This window comes from Lacrimispora amygdalina (assembly GCF_003432035.1).
GTDB classification, from domain to species: Bacteria; Bacillota; Clostridia; order Lachnospirales; family Lachnospiraceae; genus Lacrimispora; species Lacrimispora amygdalina.
In genome coordinates this window covers 1-22,506 of sequence record NZ_QOHO01000072.1, presented here as the reverse complement: position 1 = coordinate 22,506, position 22,506 = coordinate 1, and the positions used below count along the sequence as shown (strand labels likewise).

Here is a 22,506-nt window from a genome sequence, read left to right as displayed (position 1 = left end):
GGCGCAGGAAAGAATGAATCAGAAACCCATTGAAACACTGAAAGGAATTGGAGAAAAAACCGGAAAACTGTTTCAAAAGATCGGAGTGAATACCATAGAAGATCTTCTGGAATATTATCCACGGGCATATGATACGTATGAGGAACCCTCACCTATAGCTGAAATCAGACCGGATACAGTCATGACAGTGTGCGGAATGCTTGAAAGGACACCAGATGTGAAACGTTACAGCCGCGTACAGGTTGTCACAGCTGTTTTAAGAGATGGATCCGGCACCCTCCAGCTGATCTGGTATAACATGCCCTATCTTCATTCTACCTTAAAGGCAGGGATGCGGGCTGTTTTTCGGGGAAAAGTCATTAAGAAAAGCGGCCGGCTAATCATGGAGCAGCCGGAAGTGTATACAGCGGAGGCTTATGAGGAGATCATTCATTCCATGCAGCCTGTTTACGGCCAGACGAAGGGCCTGAGCAATAAAACCATTGTCAGGGCACAGAAGCAGGCGCTCAGTGTCCGCCTTATGAGCAGGGATTATCTGCCTGCGAAGCTGCGAATGAAGCATGAACTGGCAGAATACAATTTTGCAATTGAACATATTCATTTTCCCACAGACAGGAAAGAACTTTTATTTGCCAGAAAAAGACTGGTTTTTGACGAGTTTTTTCTATTTTTAATGGCTGTCAGGCGCTTGAAAGACGGAAGAGAGAACAGAACCAGTCCTTATACAATCCGGTTGTCAGAGGAGGTAAAAGCATTTCAGGCCAGACTGCCTTATTCCCTGACAGGTGCCCAGCAGAAGGTTCTTGATGAGGTCTATGCAGACATAACGGGCGGTCTGGTTATGAACCGTCTGGTGCAGGGAGATGTTGGATCGGGAAAAACCATCATAGCCATACTGGCATTGCTGCAGACGGCTTATAACGGCTGTCAGGGTGCTTTGATGGTACCCACGGAGGTTCTTGCCAGGCAGCATTATGAATCCATGACAGAGCTTTTCTTAAAATACCAGATTAATAAGGTGCCAATTCTCGTTACCGGTTCCATGACTGCGAAGGAAAAAAGAATTGCTTATGAAAAAATAGCGGCCCATGAAGCCGATATCATAATAGGAACCCACGCTCTCATTCAGGATAAGGTTATCTATGATAATCTAGCTCTGGTTATCACAGATGAGCAGCACCGGTTCGGTGTGGGGCAGAGAGAACTGCTTGGGAAAAAGGGAGAGGAACCCCATGTAATGGTTATGAGCGCGACCCCCATACCAAGAACTCTTGCCATCATTGTTTACGGTGATCTGGACATTTCCGTAATTGATGAACTTCCTGCCAATCGACTTCCTATAAAGAACTGTGTGGTGGATACCGGGTACCGGAAAAAGGCTTATGATTTTATAAAAAAGGAAGTTGCCGCCGGACGACAGGCTTATGTGATCTGCCCCATGGTTGAAGCAAGTGAGATGATAGAAGCGGAGAATGTGGTGGACTACACTGCTGCGTTAAAAAAAGCTCTTCCAGGAATCAGTATCGAATATCTTCATGGCAAAATGAAAGCAAAAGAAAAAAACAATATTATGGAACGGTTTGCAGCCGGCGAAATCTCAGTTCTTGTTTCTACTACCGTAGTCGAAGTCGGAGTTAATGTGCCAAATGCTACGGTAATGATGATTGAGAATGCGGAACGCTTCGGGCTGGCCCAGCTTCATCAGTTGAGAGGCAGGGTAGGGCGAGGCAAATATCAGTCTTACTGCATTTTAGTGAATGGCTCGGATCAGGATGGGACGAAGGAACGGCTGGATATACTAAACCGGTCCAATGACGGCTTTTTCATTGCTTCGGAAGATTTAAAATTAAGAGGACCCGGCGATATATTCGGAATACGGCAAAGCGGTGAGATGGAATTTAAGCTGGGGGATATTTTTACTGATGCCAATCTGTTAAAAACAGTGTCAGAGGAAGTAAAGCATATTTTTTCGGATGATCCTGATCTGGAAAAAGATGAGAATGCAGAACTTGCCAGAAAGCTCAGTGAATATCTGGAGAAAAGTTACGACAGACTGAATCTTTAATAATTTAAATAAAAGTATCGAAAAGGAGGTAACGGTATGAATAGAGAAGCTTTAAAAGCAGATGCTAAGAGTGCCATGAAGCAGGCACTCATAAACCCGTACCTGGTTACTGTCATTATGGGAGTGATTCTTACGGTTTTATCGGTAATCCAGCTTTTTCTGGATAAATGGCAGAAGATACTTGAAAACAGTCAGGCAGGTCTTGACCAGTGGCGGCCATATATTATATTTAGTATTATTTTCTTTTTAATATATTTTATTTTAAGCACACTGCTGGATTTTGGTTATCTGTCTTACTGTTTAAAAGTGGCAAAACGTGATGAATCCATGTCTTATGGAGATTTATTTTCCAGTACCCCCTATTTGCTTAAGGCATTGGGGCTTTCCTTTATGATGGGCTTATTTATCACTCTCTGGTCCATTCTGCTTATTATTCCTGGTATAATTGCTGCATTACGGTATTCCCAGGCAATTTTTATTATGGTAGAAAATCCGGATAAAGGTATTTTCCAGTGTATAGAAGAGAGTAAAGATATGATGGACGGACGTTTATGGGAATTTTTTGTTTTAAGTCTCTCCTTTATCCTTTGGCATTTACTTGCAATGATCACCTGCTGTCTGGCTTATATTTATGTGTATCCCTATGTGACTGTGACTCTGGCAAATTACTATAATGAGATAAAAGGATAAAAGCAGATACAGGCAGGAAAACCATTGAATTCATCCGGTCTTTCTGATAGAATAAGTTTTGTGTGAACAGGACCAGATAAGTGGAGGATTGCGGAAGATGAATTGTGTTATAATAGGAATTGCCGGAGGTACCGGTTCAGGAAAGTCAACATTTACCAACCGGCTGAAAGAAGCGTTTTGTGATAATATAGCAGTTCTTTACCATGATAATTATTATAAACGACAGGATGGGGTTCCTTTTGAAGAAAGAAAAAAGATGAATTACGATCATCCGGAAGCATTTGAGACAGAACTTTTACTGGAACAGCTGGCTGCACTGCGAAGCGGGGAAACGGTGGATTGTCCGGTTTATGATTATTCCAGACACAACCGTTCTGACAAGTTCGTTAAAGTAGCGCCCAAAAAGGTTATTTTAGTTGAAGGAATTTTAGTATTTGCAGATGAACGTTTAAGAAATATGTTTGATATTAAGATCTTTGTTGAGGCTGATGCCGATGAGAGAATTTTACGCCGGGTAATCCGCGACGTGAAGGAGCGGGGAAGGGATATTGAAGGCGTTGTGGAGCAGTATTTAACCACGGTAAAACCTATGCATTATCTTTATGTTGAACCGACAAAGCCTATGGCCGACGTAATTATAAACAGCGGTATGAATGAGGTTGCTTTCCAGCTGGTCAAAACAAATATCGAAAAGATACTCAGCAGTGACTGATTTTCATTGCTGCATTATAACTAATTTGAAGTGGTTCATATTTTTCCTGAAAATAACATTTTACGAAAAACCTTCTAGTGTATTTCACCCTATTAAAGCCATAATAGGAATGTAGCACAAAACACACCATGAAAAAAAGTTTTGACATGGTGAATAGATGAAAAGGAGGCATTTAATTATGTCAGGAAAATCTAACACTACAAATGTACCAGAGGCAAAAGAAGCAATGGATCGTTTCAAAATGGAAGTAGCGAACGAATTAGGAGTACCGTTAACCAATGGTTATAACGGTAACTTAACTTCCGCACAGAATGGTTCCGTAGGCGGATATATGGTTAAGAAAATGATCGAAGCCTATGAAAGACAGATTGCAGGAAAATAATCTGTAACAATTCAAAAGGAGCTGCAGCCGGTAATCATCAATTCGATTACGAAGGAGCTGCAGCTCCTTTCTTTTTTTGGTTGTATAATTTACGTATTCATACTATAATAATCTGGAAAAATAATGTGAGGAAGCTGTATATGAGAGTAATTGCCGGAAAAGCCAGAAGGCTTATATTAAAGACAATAGACGGTCTGGATACGAGACCGACTACAGACAGAATAAAAGAAACACTTTTTAATATGATTCATGACAGTATTATGGACTGCTGTTTTCTGGATTTATTCTCCGGAAGCGGTGCGATCGGAATAGAGGCCTTAAGCAGAGGCGCTAAGCTGGCAGTTATGGTGGAGCAAAATCCAAAAGCTGCAGAATGCATCCGGGAGAATTTAAAGACCACCCGGCTGGAACCTGATGCGGTAGTGATGAACTGCGATGTCCTGACTGCACTGAAGCGGCTGGAAGGGAAAGATTATGAATTTGATGTTGTATTTATGGATCCCCCTTACCGCATGGAATGGGAAAAAAGAGTCCTGGAATATTTTAGAGATTCATCCCTGATCGGGGAAGAAACCACCATCATTATCGAAGCTTCCCTGGATACGGATTTTGATTATCTAAAGTCTATGGGCTATGAAATTGTGAAAGAGAAAACTTACAAAACAAATAAGCATGTGTTTGTTGAAAGAACAGGAAAAGAATAAACAAAAGGAAGATACAATATGAGAAAAGCAGTATATCCGGGAAGCTTTGATCCGGTGACGTTTGGTCATCTTGATATCATTGAGCGCTCGGCAAGAATGTGTGACCATTTAATTATCGGAGTTTTAAATAATAATTCAAAAACTCCGTTGTTTTCTGTAGAAGAACGTGTTAATATGTTAAAGAGCCTGACCAGTGATTTTGATAATGTAGAAGTGAAATCATTCGGTGGGCTGATGATAGATTTTGTACGAGCCAATCAGGCGGATGCGGTAATCCGCGGGCTTCGCGCTGTAACGGATTTTGAATACGAATTACAGATTGCACAGACAAACCGGGTAATTGCGCCAGAGGTGGATACTGTGTTTCTGACAACGAATTTAAAGTATTCTTATTTAAGTTCCAGCATTGTGAAGGAGATTGCCTCTTATGGCGGTGAGATAAGCGCGTTTGTGCCTGAGAATATTGCAGAACGTGTGAGGAAGAAAATAGAAGACAGAACGAAATAAAGCAAGGAGTGTCCGTATTATGATGAGCAGAATTGAACAGTTAATCGGTGAAATCGAAGAATATATTGACAGTTGTAAGTACCAGCCCCTTTCTAACAGCAAGATTGTGGTTAACAGAGATGAACTGGAAGAGCTGCTGGTGGAACTGCGCCTTCGGATTCCGGATGAGATCAAGCAGTACCAGAAGATTATCAGCAACAGGGATGCCATCATGGGCGAAGCACGTCAGCAGGCCGATTCCATTCTGGCCCAGGCCAATGCCCAGACCAATGAACTGGTGAATGAACACGAGATTATGCAGAAAGCGTACGCCCAGGCCAATGAGATTATTGAACAGGCTCAGGTTCAGGCACAGCAGATCGTTGAACAGGCAGTTGCCGATGCGAACGGCATCCGTCAAAGCTCTGTTCAGTATACAGATGATATGTTAAAGAGTCTGCAGACCATAATCAGTCACTCTATGGAGGGCGCACAGGGGCGTTTTGACGCTTTTATGACTTCCATGCAGTCAAGCTATGATATTGTTTCTTCAAACCGTCAGGAACTGACAGGGGCTGTTATGACGGCAGAAGGACCACAAAACGGGTCAGGAGAATAAACAGTAGGATTGTCAGGAGAGTATGTATTGCTTTCCATGCTACATAGTGCCGGATGGATAATCCGGCATTTTTTATGACACTCTTTGTCTGAAAGACACCGGATACCCCACCGAAGGCGGTAACAGCGCTGATCCATAATCCTCCCAAAGTACCGGAAAACACATGGGAAACAGCCTGGATTCCTGTGGTGATTTCCACAAATCCAAGAATGACCGCTTTATATTCCACACGGAGGAAAGAAAGTTTCGTTATATAAAATGCCAGGATAGAAAAAAGCATAATATATCCGCCGATTTTCACCATAACCTCACAGGAATCCATGAGACTCTCATCAAAGGATTTTACCGATTCGTTTGAAACCGGCATAGAGCCAAACGGACGTTCCACCTGATAGAAGAATCGGGCTGCAAGGGCTACCGGTATCACCGGGACATAGATGCAAAGCAGAAGAATCCAGACCGGTACCGTCTTTGGCAGACCAGAGGCTGCATATCCTAAAAGAAACATCGGACTGGGGTGATTGCAGACAGCTAATAAGTATTTTCCTTCTTTTTGTGTGATCCGGTTTTCATCCATAAATTCGCTGCAGGTTTTGGCACCCATGGGATAACCGCAGAGCAAACCGGAGATTAAGGCATAACACCCGGCATCTGACAGGCAAAAGAAACGGTGCAGAAGCTGCCTGACCGGAAGAATCAGTATATGAATGGCATTTAGGGCAACAATTACATTGGAACAGATCATAAACGGGAGAAGTGTGGGGACTACCACGCTGCCCCAGAGAATCAGTCCGCTTCTGGCTCCTTCAAATGCGGTATCATGAAAAAGGAGCAGCAGAAAAAGCGCGGCTACAGAAAGAAGGCGGAAAAAGGATTTTTTCATACGCACCTGAATAGATTGTTTTATACAATTATATTGAGAAGGCAAGATTGATATGATGGTGATTGTTTTTTTAATCCTGATCCTTTCCGTATTTCATGTGACCATGATTGATTATCTTTATAATAATCCGACGTTCTATCAGCTGAATGCCTACACATGGGAGAGTGATGATTTTAGAAGTATGGAGCTGGGGAAGATAGTGGCAGACTTAAAGGAGATCGACTATGATACCCTCACTTCCCTGATGGTGGAGCACCAGTATGATTTAACAAAGGTGAAGGATTCAACTGTTCATACCGGCAGAATTTTAAAGGTGAAGCCTGCAGAATACCGGAAATTAAAGAAGGCCTATGAAACCATACTGGGTGACTTAAAATATTTTCCGGTTCCTGAAAATTCCAATCCCGGCTTTCCTGATGTAAAATTTCAAAATGGCTGGATGGAAAGCCGCTCTTATGGCGGAGAACGGGGACATGAAGGCTGTGACGTGATGGGAAATACGAAACCCAGGGGAACCTATCCCATTATCAGTATCAGTGACGGAGTGGTGGAAAAGGTGGGCTGGCTGGAAAAAGGCGGCTGGCGGCTGGGGATACGGGCTCCGGGTGGGGCATATTTATATTATGCCCATCTCTATGGTTACAGCAGAGAATGGAAAAAAGGGGATAAGGTGAATGCGGGAGAGCTGCTGGGATTCATGGGAGATACCGGATACAGCAAGGTGGAAGGTACCACAGGGAATTTCGACGTACACCTTCACCTTGGAATCTATATCCGGACGGACCACAACGAAGAGATGAGTGTAAACCCCTACTGGATATTAAAATATCTGGAGAAATACCGGTTGAAATATTCATATTAGTATATTAAGATTGCTTACATAGAGATAAAATGGGAGTAAAAAAGTGAAAGAAATCAAGATTTCGGAAGAATTTTTAAGCAGAATGAAGGACTTGCTGGGAGAAGAAGAATTTGAGGCCTATGTAAAAAGCTTTGATGAAGAACGCCTTTACGGATTGCGTGTCAATACGTTAAAGATTTCCCCTGAAGAGTTTGTTAAGATCACATCATTAAAGCTTCATCCTGTTGCCTGGGTAAACAACGGATTTTATTATGAGGGAGAGGAACGTCCTGCGAAAGATCCGTATTATTATGCCGGACTTTACTATCTTCAGGAGCCAAGCGCCATGACACCAGCTCATATGCTTCCGGTTATGCCGGGGGATAAAGTTCTGGATCTATGTGCTGCGCCGGGAGGCAAAAGCACAGAGCTTGGTGCAAAACTGAAGGGTAAGGGAATTTTAGTATCCAATGATATCAGCAATTCCAGGGCACGGGCTTTGCTGAAAAACCTGGAGCTGTGGGGAATAGAAAATATCTGTGTCACCAGCGAGGAACCCCGGAAATTAAAATCGGCATTTGGCAGCTTTTTTAATAAGATTCTTGTGGATGCGCCCTGCTCCGGAGAAGGAATGTTCCGCAAAGACGCAGATATGGTGAAAAGCTATGAAGAGCATGGACCGGAATACTATGCAGCGATTCAGAAAGAAATTGTCGGACATGCGGTTGATATGCTGGCTCCCGGCGGTCTTATGATGTATTCCACCTGTACCTTCTCTGTCTGTGAAAATGAAGATATTATCCGTCTGATTCTGGAAAATCATGAGGATATGGAACTGGTGAAACTGCCGCTTTTTGAGGGAGCCTCAGACGGGATCGGCCTGTCAGGCTGCCTGCGTCTGTTTCCTCATAAAATTAAGGGAGAGGGCCATTTTATGGCACTTTTAAAGAAAAAGAGCAGACAGGTTCCGGCAGAGATGTCAAGATGGGGAAGTAAAAAGGAAAAAGCACTTCCTGAGGAACTTTCTAAGTTTCTTTCCATGATATCAAAACCTCTCATCAGCTCCCGTATTGAGATAAAGAATGACTGTGTCTATTATCTTCCGGAATATTTTCCGGAAAATGGAGGGAAACTTCGTTATCTTCGTACAGGTCTTTGCCTTGGTGAGATGAAAAAAGAACGCTTTGAACCTTCTCAGGCACTGGCCCAGTCTTTAAAAATGGAAGAATTTAAGCAGACCATCTCCTTTAAAAAGGAAGACGAAAGAGTAATCCGGTATTTAAAGGGAGAGACTGTTTTTTTAACAGAATCGGAAGGAAGCAAAAAGGGCTGGTGCTTAATCTGTGTAGACGGGTTCCCCCTGGGATTTGCAAAAGGCAACGGGGATACACTAAAAAATAAATACTATCCGGGATGGCGGTGGCAGTGATGAAAGAGATCCGATTAGATAAATATTTAACAGAAATGGGAGAAGGGACCAGAAGTCAGATCAAAGAGATGGCTAGAAAAGGCAGGATTACAGTTGATGGAATTCCCGAGAAAAAATCGGAACGTAAAATTATACCGGACCAGAATACCATTGCTGTTGACGGGAGAAATATCTCTTATGCTGAATTTGAATATTATATGCTGTGCAAGCCACAGGGGGTTGTATCGGCTACAGAAGATAACCGGTATCAGACAGTCATAGATTTGATTGCGGATCGAAAACGGGGAGATTTGTTCCCGGTAGGAAGACTGGATATAGATACGGAGGGACTTCTTCTTATTACCAATGACGGAGATCTGGCTCATCAGCTCCTGTCTCCCAAAAAGCATGTGGATAAGGTGTATTATGCAAAAATAGAAGGAGAGATCCCTGCAGATGCAAAGAAACGCATGGAAGAGGGAGTGGTGCTGGAAAACGGGATATTAACCATGCCTGCCTGTCTTGAAATCCTGGAATACGGGAATCCTTCCTCTATTCTCCTCACGATCCGGGAAGGAAAATTCCATCAGGTAAAACGAATGTTTGAAGCGCTGGGGTGCAGTGTGGTATACTTAAAGCGGCTCTCGATGGGAAGCTTAAAGCTGGATGAAAATTTACAGCCGGGTGATTACCGCCCGCTTACGGCAGAAGAGGTTGACTTGCTAAAGCGTCATGGAAAGGAAGAAAAAACGAAAGATGCTCAATGAGAAAAAAGCAGTGATTTTTGATCTGGATGGAACCCTGGTGGATTCCATGTGGATGTGGAAATCCATTGATATAGAGTTTTTAGGAAGCAGAGGAATTCCCTGCCCGGAAGATTTAGAAAGAGAGATTGAAGGAATGAGCTTTACGGAAACGGCCTTTTATTTTAAAGAGCGGTTTAAACTGACGGAATCTCTGGAAGTGATCAAGGGGATATGGACGGATATGTCTCTGGATAAATACAGGAATGAAGTACCCTTAAAACCGGGAGCCGGAGAATATCTGGCATATCTTGCGTCACAGGGCGTATATATGGGAATTGCTACCAGCAACGGCAGAGAGATGGTGGATGCTGTGATTGATTCTTTAAAAATAGGGAAGTATTTTAAGATAGTGGCTACTTCCTGCGAGGTTGCGGCAGGAAAGCCAGCTCCGGATATTTATTTAAAGGTAGCAAAGGAACTGGAAGTATTACCGTCACATTGTCTGGTATTTGAGGATGTTCCGGCAGGAATTCTGGCAGGGAAAAGAGCCGGAATGACAGTCTGTGCCATTGACGACGAATTTTCCAGAGCATTGGAAGCTGAAAAAAGGGAACTGGCCGATTATTTTATTTATGACTATTACCAGCTATTAGAAAGAAATGGAGCTAAATCATGATGCACGACTATCTACCGATCACCAGGGCGGATATGAATATCCGGGGGTGGAAACAATGTGACTTTGTCTATGTAACAGGAGATGCCTATGTAGACCACCCTTCTTTCGGTCACGCCATAATCAGCCGGCTTTTAGAGGCACATGGATATAAGGTAGGAATCATAGCACAGCCCGACTGGAAGGATCCATCAAGTATTTCTGTTCTGGGTGAACCAAGGCTTGGATTTTTGGTTTCCGGCGGAAATATGGATTCCATGGTGAATCATTATTCCGTCTCCAAGAAGAAACGGCAGCAGGACTCCTATACTCCGGGCGGTGTGATGGGAAAGCGTCCGGACTATGCAACTACGGTTTACTGTAATCTTATTCGTTCTGTTTATAAAAAAGCTCCTGTTATCATTGGGGGAATCGAAGCCAGCCTAAGACGTCTGGCTCATTACGATTACTGGTCAGACCGTCTGAAACACTCCATTTTAATTGATTCCCAGGCAGATTTAATTTCCTATGGAATGGGAGAGAAATCCATTGTGGAAATAGCAGATGCCTTAAACAGCGGAATCGATATCCGGGATATTACCTTTGTAGAGGGCACTGTTTATAAGACAGACAGCCTGGAATCCGTATATGATGCTCTCGTTCTGCCGTCTTATGACAGCATGAAAAAAGACAAGCTGGAATATGCAAAGAGTTACTATATCCAGTATGGCAATACAGATCCCTATATCGGAAAGCGTCTTGTTGAACCCTACAAGGACAATTTATACGTGGTCCAGAATCCACCGGCAAAACCCCTGTCGACTGAGGAGATGGACCAGGTTTATTCCCTGCCTTACATGAGAAATTATCATCCGTCCTATGAAGAACTGGGCGGAGTACCGGCGATCCGGGAAATTAAGTTCAGTCTCATCAGCAACCGCGGCTGTTTCGGTGCATGCAGTTTCTGTGCCCTTACGTTTCATCAGGGAAGGATTATACAGGCCAGGAGCCACGAATCCTTGATAGAGGAGGCAAAATGGCTGACCAATGAGCCTGATTTTAAGGGCTATATCCATGATGTAGGAGGTCCGACTGCGGATTTCCGTTATCCGGCCTGTGAAAAGCAGATCGGAAAAGGCGCCTGTCCCAATAAGCAGTGTCTGTTTCCGGAACCCTGTAAAAATTTAAGGGCAGATCATTCCGATTATATTGAGCTTTTGAGAAAGTTAAGAAATTTACCGAAAGTGAAAAAAGTGTTTATCCGTTCAGGAATCCGTTTTGATTACGTGCTTGCAGATCCGGGCAAAAAATTCTTAAAAGAGCTTTGTGAATATCATGTCAGCGGTCAGTTAAAGGTGGCACCGGAGCATGTGGCGGACAATGTTCTTACCAGAATGGGAAAACCAAAAAATGATGTTTACCGCAGGTTCGTAAAGGAATATAATGAAATGAACGGACGGCTGGGGTTAAAACAGTATCTGGTTCCTTACTTAATGTCCTCCCACCCGGGCTCAGGACTGAAGGAAGCCATTGAGCTTGCGGAGTATTTAAGAGATCTGGGATATATGCCGGAACAGGTCCAGGATTTTTATCCTACGCCGTCCACCATTTCCACCTGCATGTATTACACGGGCTATGATCCAAGGACTATGGAACCGGTTTATGTTCCTACCAATCCTCATGAAAAAGCCATGCAGAGGGCATTGATTCAATACCGGAATCCGAAAAATTATGACCTGGTAGAAGAAGCACTTATGAAAGCGGGAAGAACCGATTTGATCGGTTTTGATAAAAAATGCCTCATCCGCCCCAAGTCCGGTTTTAAACCTGGTTTTTCCGGGGGAAAGACAGGGAAAGATTATGGAAGCGGGAAAAAGACGCAAGCACCACCGGCCGGCCAGCGGGAACACAAAAAAAAGACCATCCGGAATGTCCATAAAAAATCAACCAAAAAATAATAACACATGTCTGATTGAAAGAAGGGATCATGATGAAGGTAGCTATCGTAACAGGAGCGTCTTCCGGTTTGGGAAGAGAGTTTATCATGCAGATTGCCGACCGCTTTGGCGGCATCGGCGAAATCTGGGCAATTGCCAGGAGACAGGAGCGGATGGAGGAATTATCATCTCTCGTTCCGGTAAAGGTAAGAACGTTTGCCATAGATTTAACGGATGACAGCAGATTGATGAGCCTGCAGGATGTTTTATTTGAAGAGAAACCAGAAGTAAAATTGCTGATCAATGCTGCCGGTTATGGAAAGATCGGGGCGGTGAGTTCCATCAATTTAAATGATGAACTTGGTATGCTGGATTTAAACTGCAGAGCGCTTTGTGCAGTGACCCATATGGTGCTTCCTTATATGTCAGAAAACAGCAGAATTATACAATTTGCGTCTGCTGCAGCTTTTCTGCCCCAGCCTGGTTTTGCCATCTACGCTGCAACGAAAGCCTTTGTTTTAAGTTACAGCAGGGCCTTGAATGAGGAATTAAAACCAAAAGGAATCCTTGTGACAGCCGTATGTCCCGGACCTGTCAAAACGGAATTTTTTGATATCGCCGAAACAACCGGTAAAATTCCCTTTTATAAAAAAATAGTAATGGCTGATCCGAAAAAAGTAGTGCGTATGGCACTTCGTGACAGCATGATGGGGAGGCCGGTTTCTGTTTACGGAACAATGATGAAGGCTTTCCGGCTATTAACCAAGACAATTCCTCATTCCATAATACTCCGTTTCATGAAAGGGTTTATGCGGGTGGTGGACAACAGAAGATAAAGAAAGAGGGTTACAAAAGTGAAACGATACAGCAAAGGGCAGTCAGGCTACCGGGATTACCATAAAAAGAAAGAACTGTTAAAGGTATTGATCGGGGCAGTTCTCATCATCATTCAGTTGATACTCAGGAAATTTGCCGGCAATGCTGCTTTAAAGAACACGTTAACTGTAATGGCGATCCTTTCCGTTCTTCCGGCAGCAAATATTGCCGCCCCTCTGCTTGCCTCCTTCAAGTTCCGGTCTTTATCTCCGATGCTTGAGAAAAAGGCCTCCGCTTATGAAGAAAAAGGAGTCCTTTTGTATGATCTTATCATTTCGTCTAAGGAACAGCTCCTGCCAATGGATGTGATTCTGGTTATGCCGGATGAAATCTATGCCTACTGCACAGCCGGCAAAGCGGATTCTGACAAAGCAGAACGATATATAAAACAGATGCTGAGCCAGCATAAGCTGGATTATAACGTAAAGGTAATTTTTGACGAAAATTCCTTTTTTAAGCGTTTAAGCAGTCTGAAGCCAAAAGAAAAAAATGAAGCTAACGGAAGATCTGACCAGGCAGTAACCCTGTTAAAGAGTCTGTCCATGTAAAATTCAGTATAAGAGGGAACCATTATGCAGTCTGTGATTGTATCGACGAACGAAGCAGGGCAGCGGCTTGACAAGCTGCTGTCCAAATATCTAAATCTTGCAGGGAAAAGCTTTCTTTATAAAATGATGCGGAAAAAGAACATCACTTTAAATGGGAAAAAATGCGACGGTTCTGAAAAGCTCTCCCAGGGAGATGAAATCAAACTATTTCTTTCCGATGAGACCATTGAAAAATTTTCCCAGGTTAAGGTTCCCAGGGTAAGTAAGGTTCATTTAAATATCATATATGAAGATCAAAACATCATTCTCATTAATAAGCCTGCAGGAATGCTGTCTCAAAAAGCAAAGGATTCCGACGAATCTCTTGTGGAATATTTAATTGATTATCTGCTTTCAAAAGGTGAGTTGTCCACGGAGCAGTTAAAAAGTTTCCGCCCTTCTGTCTGCAACCGTTTGGACCGTAATACCAGCGGTCTTGTCGTCGGGGGAAAATCCCTGGCCGGTCTTCAGGTAATGTCGGAGGTATTTAAGGACAGGTCCATTCACAAGTATTACCAGTGTGTGGTGAAAGGTCATGTGGCTGAAATGCAGATGATTACCGGGTTTCTGGCAAAGGACGAGAAGAACAATCAGGTCACTGTCCGTACCAGTGAATTTAAAGACAGTGTGCCAATCTCCACGGAATATATGCCGTTAGATTATTACGGTGATTATACGCTGTTAAGGATAACACTGATTACAGGGCGCACGCATCAGATCAGGGCACATCTGTCTTCCATAGGGCATCCAATCGTAGGGGATTACAAATATGGAGATAAAAAGGTAAATGAAGAGGCGAAGAGGCTTTACAAAGTCCAGTCACAGCTGCTTCATTCCTATCAGCTGGTATTGCCTCAGTTGCCGGAACCCCTTTCTTATCTCTCGGGTAAGATGTTTACTGCACCCCTTCCCCCGATTTACGCTGGGATATGTAAGGATTGGAGGCAGGAATAAGATGGGTACCTGGAAGACAAGAGGATTAAGAGGTTCGACATTAGAAGAGCTGATTAACCGGAGCAATGACAGTTATCGGGAAAAGGGACTGGCCCTGATTCAGAAAATTCCCACACCCATTACGCCTATCTCCATTGATAAGGATAGCAGGCATATTACCCTGGCCTATTTTGATCAGAAAAGTACGGTGGATTATATCGGCGCGGTTCAGGGAATCCCTGTTTGTTTTGATGCAAAAGAATGTGCGTCTGATACGTTTCCGCTGCAGAACATTCATAGTCATCAGGTTGCATTTATGGAAGAATTTGAAAGGCAGGGAGGTATTGCTTTTATCATCGTTTCCTATACTTTGAAAAATGAAGTTTATTATCTGCCCTTTGATCAGATTAAACGTTATTTTCAAAGAATGGAGGCAGGGGGAAGAAAAAGTTTTACCTATGAGGAGCTGGATAAAACCTGGAAAATATCAAGCTGCAGAGATATCCTGATTCACTATCTGGAATTGATTCAAAAAGATTTGGACAGAAGAGATTGACAAGAATATATTTCTCGCCTATAATAAACTACACGTTATTAAATTATCACTTTACTACATGAAAGTGAATAAAAATAGTTTTCTATGAAAAATATTTTCTTGAACGGTTGGAGGTTGTTATGGCTAATAAACTGTTACATACGCCGGATGGTGTCCGGGATATTTATGGAATAGAGTGTACGAGAAAAGCAGTCATTCAGGAAAAAATGCTGAAAGAATTCCACTTATGCGGTTATCAGGATATAGAAACACCTACTTTTGAATTTTTTGATATCTTCAATGAGTCCAGAGGAAGCGTAAAAGCAAAGGAGATGTTCAAGTTTTTTGACCGGGATAATCACACTCTGGTGCTTCGGCCGGATGAGACGCCGGCAATCGCCAGATGTGCAGCCAAGTATTTTCTGGATGAGGATATGCCCATCCGGCTTTGCTATGTGGAACGTACCTTTATCAACAATTCCAGCTATCAGGGAAGGCTGAAAGAAGCCAGCCAGACAGGCGTTGAGTTAATTGGTGATGATTCACCGGATGCAGACGGAGAAATCCTTGCCATGGTGATTTGGGCGCTGAAATCCACCGGGCTGACCGAGTTTCAGGTGGAACTGGGAGAGGTGGATTTCTTTAAAGGGCTTTTGGAAGAGGCCGGTATGGATGAGGAGATGGAAGAGACTCTTCGGGAACTGATTGAGAACAAGAATTACTTTGGTGTGGAAGAGTTAGTCATGGCCCAGCCCATTTCCCAGGAGCTAAAACAGGTATTTTTAAAGCTTCCCGAGCTTTTTGGGTCTTTGGAACAGATACAGGCTGCCAGAGAACTGACTGCCAATAAGCGGGCGTTAAGAGCCATCAGCCGTCTGGAAGAGGTGAACCGGATTCTGGAACACTACGGGCTATCCGATTATGTATCTTATGACCTTGGAATGCTGAGCCAGTATCAGTATTATACCGGAATTATTTTTAAGGCCTATACCTATGGTACAGGGGATTATATTGTAAACGGGGGCCGGTATGACAGCCTTTTAAAACAGTTTGGCAAGGATTCTCCGGCGGTGGGATTTGGAATTTCTGTGGATGAGCTTTTGCTGGCTTTAAGCAGGCAAAAGATTGAGACAGAGGTTTCCATGACCAACACCATGATTCTTTATGAGCAGGAGTCAAGGGAGAATGCCATTTCTCTGGCCGGCCATTTTCGTAAGTTAAAGGTACCGGTTCAGCTGCAGTGCAAGAAACCGGAACGGTCCCTGGAGGCTTATAAAGAATATGCCATGCGGCGCGACTTAAAGAATGTATTGTATCTGGATCAGGAAGGAATATCGGTAACCGTAATAAACCTTGACCTAAAGCGTATGGATGTGGTTCCGCTTTCAGAATACTTAAAATAATGGGGGTACGTATGAGATATCTGACATTTGCCCTGGCAAAAGGGCGTCTGGCCAAGCAGTCACTAGAAATGTTCGAGCGGATCGGAATCACCTGCGAAGAGATGAAAGATAAGGACTCCCGAAAGCTGATCTTTACCAATGAAGAGCTTAAAATCCGGTTTTTCCTGGCGAAGGCCAGTGATGTTCCCACCTATGTGGAATACGGTGCCGCAGACATCGGTATCGTTGGGAAGGATACGATTTTAGAAGAGGGAAGAAAGCTTTATGAGGTCATGAATCTGGGAATCGGAAACTGCCGTATGTGCGTCTGCGGACCCCAGTCAGCCGGTGAACTTTTAAAGCACCATGAGCGGATCCGTGTAGCAACGAAATATCCGGCCATTGCAAAGGATTATTTTTACAATAAAAAACATCAGACTGTGGAAATCATTAAGCTGAACGGTTCCATTGAGCTGGCTCCCATCGTTGGTCTGTCTGAGGTCATCGTTGACATTGTGGAGACGGGAACAACCTTAAAGGAGAACGGGCTTACGGTACTGGAAGAGATTTGCCCTCTTTCTGCCCGCATGGTGGTCAATCAGGTGAGCATGAAGCGGGAAAATGACAGGATCACAAAGCTGATTCGGGATTTGAGACTATTGCTGCAGGAGGAAAACCAATGAAGATTGTAAAATTAGATGAAACATCCAAACAGAATATTCTTTCCGGACTGTTAAAGAGAGATCCCAATCAATACGATACGTATGCCAAAACCGTACAGGAGATTGTGGATCGGGTAAAGGATGAGGGAGACAAGGCAGTTTTTGCCTATACCAGAGAATTTGACAAAGCAGAAGTGAACGAGACCAATATCCGCGTAACGAAAGAGGAAATCGAAGAAGCTGTAAAGTCAGTTGATCCTAAGCTTTTGGAAGTCATGGAAAAATCCATGAATAATATCCGTCAGTTTCATGAAAAACAGAGGCAGTACAGCTGGTTTGACAGCAAGCCGGACGGAACGATTCTCGGCCAGAAGATAACCGCACTGGAGAGTGCAGGTGTGTATGTACCCGGCGGAAAAGCAGCTTATCCTTCTTCTGTTCTGATGAACATTATACCGGCCATGGTGGCAGGAGTGGGACGGATCGTTATGGTAACTCCTCCCGGAAAGGATGGAAAGGTGAATCCGGTTACGCTGACGGCTGCTCATCTTGCAGGGGCAACAGAAGTGTATAAGGTGGGGGGAGCACAGGCGATTGCTGCTCTGGCTTTTGGTACTGAGTCCATTCCAAGGGTTAATAAAATCGTGGGTCCCGGCAATATATTTGTCGCACTGGCGAAAAAAGCAGTCTACGGTCATGCAAGCATTGACAGTATTGCAGGTCCCAGCGAGATTTTAGTGCTTGCAGATGAAAGCGCAAATCCAAGATTCGTGGCTGCGGATCTGTTGTCTCAGGCAGAGCATGATGAACTGGCTTCTGCAATTCTTGTAACAACCAGTATGGAGCTGGCAGAAAAGGTATCGAAAGAAGCGAGACTGCAGGCTTCCAGACTTTCCAGATCTGAGATCATAAATAAATCACTGGACAATTACGGCTGCATTCTTGTGGCGGATAATATGAAGGATGCTGTTTCTGCCGTCAATGAGATTGCTCCGGAGCACCTTGAAATTGTAACGAAGAATCCATTTGAAGATATGACAAGGATTCATAATGCAGGTGCCATTTTCATCGGTGAATACAGTTCTGAGCCTTTGGGAGATTATTTCGCAGGACCCAATCATGTTCTTCCTACCAATGGCACGGCGAGATTCTTTTCCGCCCTCAGCGTAGATGACTTTATCAAAAAATCAAGTATTATTTACTATTCCAAAGAGGCGCTGGCAGATGTTTACAAAGAGATTGACTTCTTTGCTCAGGCAGAGCAGCTGACAGCCCATGCCAATTCAGTAAAAATACGGTTTGAAGAGGATCAAATCCAGGAATAAAGGGGAAAATTATGGGACGAAGTGCAGTGATATCTCGAATAACCAGGGAAACCGATATTCAGATGAAGTTCAATATTGATGGAAACGGAACTGCCAACATTCATACAAACATCGGTTTTTTTGACCACATGCTAAACAGCTTTGCCCGTCATGGATTTTTTGATCTGGAACTGACGGTTAAAGGAGATTTGGAAGTAGATACCCACCATACCATTGAAGATACGGGAATTGTACTGGGAACTGCCATTAAGGAAGCACTTGGTGATAAAAAATCCATAAAGCGTTACGGAAATATGATACTGCCCATGGATGAGACTTTAATATTGTGTGCTGTGGATTTATCCGGCCGGCCTTATCTCGGGTTTGATGTTCCCTTAACAGCGGAGCGGGTAGGCGATTTTGAAACAGAGATGGTGAAGGAATTTTTCTACGCCGTATCTTATTCTGCAGAAATGAATCTTCACATCAGAAAGCTTTCAGGGGATAACAATCATCATATAATTGAAGGGGTATTTAAATCATTTGCCAAGGCACTTGACTATGCTACTTTGCCGGATCCCCGGATTACCGGAGTTTTGTCTACAAAAGGTACATTATAAGGAGAATCCATATGCAGCTTTATCCAGCAATCGATTTAAAGAACGGACAATGTGTCCGTTTAAAGCAAGGGGAATTTAAAGAGATTACCGTATATTCAGATAAACCGGAAGAGATAGCGGCGCTCTGGCAGGCGCAGGGAGCAACTTATCTTCATCTGGTTGATTTGGACGGTGCACTGGCCGGTCATTCGGTTAATGAGGAAGTAATACGAAGGATTGTCGATACGGTTTCAATCCCTGTTGAGATCGGCGGTGGGATCCGCAGTGAAGAGGGCATTGCCTCCATGCTTTCTTTGGGAGTTGCCCGGGTAATTATCGGGACCAAAGCGGTGAAGCAGCCGGAGTTTATCAGGGATATGATTCATAAGTTTGGAGCACACCGGATCGTGTTGGGCGTGGATGCAAAAGACGGAATGGTAGCGGTAGAAGGCTGGGAAACAGTAAGCGAAATTACCGCCTCCGGACTTTGCTCCCAAATGAAGGAATACGGAATCCGCCATATTGTGTATACGGATATCTCCAGGGATGGAATGCTTTCCGGCCCCAACGTGGCATATACAAAGAAGCTGACGGATGAAACTGGTCTTGATGTGATTGCATCCGGCGGTATGTCTTCCATGGAAGATTTAAGACAATTATATGAGGCAGGCGTGCAGGGTGCAATTATCGGAAAAGCCTTATATGAGAAGCGGATTGATCTTTCGGAAGCGGTAAAGACCTTTGAACTGCAGGACATCAAGGGAGGAAAGTATGATGGAGTGTAAAAAATTAATTGCAGGTTTCGGAATACGTGAAGGAAAAGCATGGAGACTTGATGATTTATCAGACTGTTACGGGGAGCGCCCTCTTTCTCTGGCCTGTTTTTTCGGAGATAATGGCGCAGATGAGCTGTTTCTCTATGACAATTCAGAAACGGAAGCAGATCATGAGCGCACCATCGGTCTGATGAAAGAGATTGGAAGAGTTTCGGATATTCCTGTTCTTGCAGGCGGAAGGGTAAAACGTCTGGAAGATGTAAAAAAATATCTGTATGCCGGTGCCAAAGCAGCCTTTCTCGATGTGAGTATAGAAGAAAATGTGGATATGATGAAGGAAGCCTCCGACCGGTTTGGAGATGATAAAATTTATGCATATTTACCGGATATTTCCTATCTGTCTCATACGGAAGAATATGCACAGCTGGGAGCCTCTGTTATGGTCTTAGGAGATACCTCGCTCACAGAAGAAGGACTGGATGCAGTTACTGAACGGGAAGAAGTATTTTTGGTTACAGGACTTAGAGATGATCCGTTTTTCCTGTCAAATGCTTTAAAAAGAGAAAACATTGTGGGAATTATTGACATTTCAGATGGAAAAACCGGCTGTATGGAGCTGAAGCAGGAACTGAAAATGCAGGGAATTGCAGTGGAGACTTTTGAAAGTGCAATACAATTCTCTGAGTTTAAATTAAACGGAGATGGCCTGATACCTGTTATTACCCAGGATTACCGCACTGGGGAAGTTCTCATGCTTGCATATATGAATGAGGAATCATTTAATAAAACATTAAAAACCGGACTGATGACCTATTACAGCAGAAGTCGTCAGAGCCTTTGGTTAAAAGGTGAAACTTCCGGTCATTATCAGTATGTAAAATCACTGTCTCTGGATTGCGACAATGATACCCTTCTTGCCAAGGTAAATCAGATTGGTGCTGCCTGTCACACAGGTGCCAGAAGCTGTTTTTATCAGGAACTGGTAAAGAAGGAGTATCAGGATTCCAATCCCCTTAAAGTGTTTGAGGAAGTATTTGAAGTAATTCTTGATCGAAGGGAAAATCCAAAGGAAGGATCCTATACCAATTATCTTTTTGATAAGGGAATTGATAAGATTCTTAAGAAACTGGGGGAAGAGGCGACAGAGATTATTATTGCTGCGAAAAACCCTGATTCCGAAGAAGTGAAATATGAGATATCTGATTTTCTTTACCATATGATGGTTCTTATGGCGCAGAAAGGTGTTACCTGGGAGGATATTACCAGGGAACTGGCAAATCGTTAGATGTCGCTAGGGTAAACGGTACCTTGATAGGTTAACCTGTTAAGGTACCGTTTACCTGTTTTTATTTCACCATATTTAATTGTTATCCATGACTGGCAGTATATAATCAATAATAACCTTTTCGCCCCGGCTTAAAGGCTCACAATAACGTTCATTAGTGTATACTTCACACCAGTAAAAATGATCGTGATCAATTTGTTTACCAGTTTTCTCAATTGCTTCCGTGATTAATAAATATGCGGAATCAAGTATTTCTGCAACATTACTTCCTTCAATCTGAATATGGGCAGTTAATCCTGCTGGAACATGTTTCGCAGTCAGACCTTCCGGTATCTCAGTATCTGTTTTTAGAAAATCTCCAATAATGAATTCAAAATTATTCATATCTTTAAAATCATACATCATTCCTATACCAGCATTAGGGTCGATATCTTCACAACATGTTGAATCAGAGAGAAAACCCAGTTTACCAATGGTATCCCCTTCAAAAAATTCTCTCCACACATTTCCCGCCTCAAAAAATGATGTTTCACGGCCCAAACCTACCATCAGACGCTCTTTTGTTTCTTTGTAAATAATCTTTTTCATATCTGCCATGATTCGTTTTCCTCCTATAAATCTCATTTCCAGGTAATTAATCGGAAAATAATTATTGAGCTTCGCAGTTTCAGACTTCGCTTCGGATGGCGTAATTCCATGGTGCTCTTTAAATGCCCGTGAAAAGGCAGAATGGGAGTGAAATCCGTACTTTATAGCTGCATCCAAAACAGTAATATCGCTGTTTTTCAAATCATATCCAGCTAATGTTAATCTTCGCTTTCTTACATAATCGGCAATACTGATACCTGATACGAATATAAATATGCGCTGGAACAAAGCTGCCGGACTCAGGGCTATTTTGGATATCTCGTTATAATCGATTTCAGAACCGTCAATTATGCTTTTTTCAAGGTATTGTATTACATCATCAAAAGTTTTACTGCTGTTCATGTGTTGTTCCTCCGTAATTCCTATCATAAGGGATTGAAGCGTAGTTTGCTGTGCAATGTGTGTACAGATTTTGTATATCATTATAAACGTATATGAACAGGATTACAATGAATATAAATCTGAATTCTACCGATGTGCAGGCAATTTTCGGGCAACCAACCGCTGCTTCATAGACCTAAAAGAAACGTTTCAGGTTTACAAATATGATTAATTTTTCTTTCTTACTATTGAATTTGCAAATTCAAAAAATAATAGAAGGAGAATTATTATGGAATTAAATTATTGGAGCAATGGAAAAAAAATACCCTTAAAAAAATCTGAATCATATAGAGCATTTAAAGATAATGGCTATATGGAAAGTAAATACAACTCTTTAATTTCTAACCTTAATTCGAAAATGACTGATTTGAAAAATGGAATTCTTTTAGAAACAATAAGCAAGAATAACGTTT

25 protein-coding genes are annotated in these 22,506 nt (G+C 42.9%); 23 read left to right on the top strand and 2 right to left on the bottom strand.

Annotated elements, in window-relative coordinates:
- Positions 1-13 precede the first annotated feature (13 nt).
- From recG to DS742_RS21360, 7 genes are all read left to right on the top strand, one after another.
- Complete coding sequence (gene recG, locus DS742_RS21390; protein ID WP_117419003.1) at positions 14-2,065, top strand: ATP-dependent DNA helicase RecG; 2,052 nt, start codon at positions 14-16, stop codon at positions 2,063-2,065.
- Positions 2,066-2,101: 36 nt separating this feature from the next.
- Positions 2,102-2,755, top strand: a complete 654-nt coding sequence (locus DS742_RS21385; protein WP_117419002.1) for a DUF975 family protein — start codon at positions 2,102-2,104, stop codon at positions 2,753-2,755.
- Between the two features lie 97 nt (positions 2,756-2,852).
- A complete protein-coding gene (gene udk, locus DS742_RS21380; protein WP_117419001.1) occupies positions 2,853-3,467 on the top strand; it encodes a uridine kinase in 615 nt (204 codons plus the stop codon).
- 178 nt (positions 3,468-3,645) lie between these two features.
- A complete protein-coding gene (locus DS742_RS21375) occupies positions 3,646-3,849 on the top strand; it encodes an alpha/beta-type small acid-soluble spore protein (RefSeq protein ID WP_104436182.1) in 204 nt (67 codons plus the stop codon).
- A 140-nt stretch (positions 3,850-3,989) separates the two neighbouring features.
- The gene (rsmD, locus tag DS742_RS21370; protein WP_117419000.1) at positions 3,990-4,553 is read left to right on the top strand and encodes a 16S rRNA (guanine(966)-N(2))-methyltransferase RsmD; all 564 of its coding nucleotides are present in this window, start codon (positions 3,990-3,992) and stop codon (positions 4,551-4,553) included.
- Positions 4,554-4,571: 18 nt separating this feature from the next.
- On the top strand, positions 4,572-5,060 hold the full coding sequence (gene coaD / locus DS742_RS21365; RefSeq protein WP_117418999.1) for a pantetheine-phosphate adenylyltransferase: 489 nt from the start codon (positions 4,572-4,574) through the stop codon (positions 5,058-5,060).
- A gap of 19 nt (positions 5,061-5,079) precedes the next feature.
- Positions 5,080-5,658 (top strand): HrpE/YscL family type III secretion apparatus protein, encoded by a 579-nt coding sequence (locus DS742_RS21360; RefSeq protein WP_117418998.1) that lies wholly within the window; start codon positions 5,080-5,082, stop codon positions 5,656-5,658.
- Here DS742_RS21360 and DS742_RS21355 read toward each other — a convergent pair.
- The gene (locus tag DS742_RS21355; protein ID WP_117418997.1) at positions 5,618-6,541 is read right to left on the bottom strand and encodes a nucleoside recognition protein; all 924 of its coding nucleotides are present in this window, start codon (positions 6,539-6,541) and stop codon (positions 5,618-5,620) included. The genes DS742_RS21360 and DS742_RS21355 overlap by 41 nt on opposite strands.
- Positions 6,542-6,593: 52 nt before the next feature.
- On the opposite strand from DS742_RS21355, the gene DS742_RS21350 reads away from it, so the two are divergent.
- The 15 genes from DS742_RS21350 (at position 6,594) to hisIE (ending at position 21,064) form a co-directional block, all read left to right on the top strand.
- A complete protein-coding gene (locus tag DS742_RS21350; RefSeq protein WP_117418996.1) occupies positions 6,594-7,403 on the top strand; it encodes a M23 family metallopeptidase in 810 nt (269 codons plus the stop codon).
- Positions 7,404-7,455: 52 nt separating this feature from the next.
- Entirely contained in the window at positions 7,456-8,811 is a 1,356-nt protein-coding gene (locus tag DS742_RS21345) for an RsmB/NOP family class I SAM-dependent RNA methyltransferase (protein ID WP_437126194.1), read from the top strand.
- Entirely contained in the window at positions 8,811-9,557 is a 747-nt protein-coding gene (locus DS742_RS21340; RefSeq protein ID WP_117418994.1) for a pseudouridine synthase, read from the top strand. The genes DS742_RS21345 and DS742_RS21340 overlap by 1 nt, the downstream gene beginning before the upstream one ends.
- Positions 9,547-10,212 carry an HAD family hydrolase gene (locus DS742_RS21335; protein ID WP_117418993.1) on the top strand — a complete coding sequence of 222 codons (666 nt, stop codon included), beginning with the start codon at positions 9,547-9,549 and terminating at the stop codon, positions 10,210-10,212. The genes DS742_RS21340 and DS742_RS21335 overlap by 11 nt, the downstream gene beginning before the upstream one ends.
- Positions 10,209-12,146 carry a YgiQ family radical SAM protein gene (locus DS742_RS21330; protein ID WP_117418992.1) on the top strand — a complete coding sequence of 646 codons (1,938 nt, stop codon included), beginning with the start codon at positions 10,209-10,211 and terminating at the stop codon, positions 12,144-12,146. Before DS742_RS21335 ends, DS742_RS21330 begins: the two co-directional genes overlap by 4 nt.
- Positions 12,147-12,178: 32 nt before the next feature.
- Positions 12,179-12,961 carry an SDR family NAD(P)-dependent oxidoreductase gene (locus DS742_RS21325; protein ID WP_117418991.1) on the top strand — a complete coding sequence of 261 codons (783 nt, stop codon included), beginning with the start codon at positions 12,179-12,181 and terminating at the stop codon, positions 12,959-12,961.
- Positions 12,962-12,979: 18 nt separating this feature from the next.
- On the top strand, positions 12,980-13,549 hold the full coding sequence (locus tag DS742_RS21320) for an O-linked GlcNAc transferase-like protein (RefSeq protein ID WP_117418990.1): 570 nt from the start codon (positions 12,980-12,982) through the stop codon (positions 13,547-13,549).
- Positions 13,550-13,573: 24 nt separating this feature from the next.
- Positions 13,574-14,542 carry an RluA family pseudouridine synthase gene (locus DS742_RS21315; RefSeq protein ID WP_117418989.1) on the top strand — a complete coding sequence of 323 codons (969 nt, stop codon included), beginning with the start codon at positions 13,574-13,576 and terminating at the stop codon, positions 14,540-14,542.
- A gap of 1 nt (position 14,543) precedes the next feature.
- Positions 14,544-15,077, top strand: a complete 534-nt coding sequence (locus DS742_RS21310; protein WP_117418988.1) for a Holliday junction resolvase RecU — start codon at positions 14,544-14,546, stop codon at positions 15,075-15,077.
- Between the two features lie 119 nt (positions 15,078-15,196).
- Complete coding sequence (gene hisZ / locus DS742_RS21305; protein WP_117418987.1) at positions 15,197-16,459, top strand: ATP phosphoribosyltransferase regulatory subunit; 1,263 nt, start codon at positions 15,197-15,199, stop codon at positions 16,457-16,459.
- 11 nt (positions 16,460-16,470) lie between these two features.
- A complete protein-coding gene (gene hisG / locus DS742_RS21300; RefSeq protein WP_117418986.1) occupies positions 16,471-17,121 on the top strand; it encodes an ATP phosphoribosyltransferase in 651 nt (216 codons plus the stop codon).
- Positions 17,118-18,425 carry a histidinol dehydrogenase gene (gene hisD, locus DS742_RS21295; protein ID WP_117418985.1) on the top strand — a complete coding sequence of 436 codons (1,308 nt, stop codon included), beginning with the start codon at positions 17,118-17,120 and terminating at the stop codon, positions 18,423-18,425. Before hisG ends, hisD begins: the two co-directional genes overlap by 4 nt.
- Before the next feature lie 11 nt (positions 18,426-18,436).
- The gene (hisB, locus tag DS742_RS21290; protein WP_117418984.1) at positions 18,437-19,024 is read left to right on the top strand and encodes an imidazoleglycerol-phosphate dehydratase HisB; all 588 of its coding nucleotides are present in this window, start codon (positions 18,437-18,439) and stop codon (positions 19,022-19,024) included.
- An 11-nt stretch (positions 19,025-19,035) separates the two neighbouring features.
- Entirely contained in the window at positions 19,036-19,788 is a 753-nt protein-coding gene (hisA, locus tag DS742_RS21285; RefSeq protein ID WP_117418983.1) for a 1-(5-phosphoribosyl)-5-[(5-phosphoribosylamino)methylideneamino]imidazole-4-carboxamide isomerase, read from the top strand.
- The gene (hisIE, locus tag DS742_RS21280) at positions 19,775-21,064 is read left to right on the top strand and encodes a bifunctional phosphoribosyl-AMP cyclohydrolase/phosphoribosyl-ATP diphosphatase HisIE (RefSeq protein ID WP_117418982.1); all 1,290 of its coding nucleotides are present in this window, start codon (positions 19,775-19,777) and stop codon (positions 21,062-21,064) included. The genes hisA and hisIE overlap by 14 nt, the downstream gene beginning before the upstream one ends.
- Before the next feature lie 75 nt (positions 21,065-21,139).
- On the opposite strand, the gene DS742_RS21275 is transcribed toward hisIE, so the two are convergent.
- Positions 21,140-22,054: an AraC family transcriptional regulator gene (locus tag DS742_RS21275; protein ID WP_117418981.1), complete on the bottom strand. Its 915-nt coding sequence runs from the start codon at positions 22,052-22,054 to the stop codon at positions 21,140-21,142.
- Positions 22,055-22,322: 268 nt separating this feature from the next.
- Between DS742_RS21275 and DS742_RS21270 the strand changes: the two genes are divergently transcribed.
- A partial coding sequence (locus tag DS742_RS21270) for a hypothetical protein (protein ID WP_147325839.1) occupies positions 22,323-22,506 on the top strand: 184 nt, incomplete at its 3' end.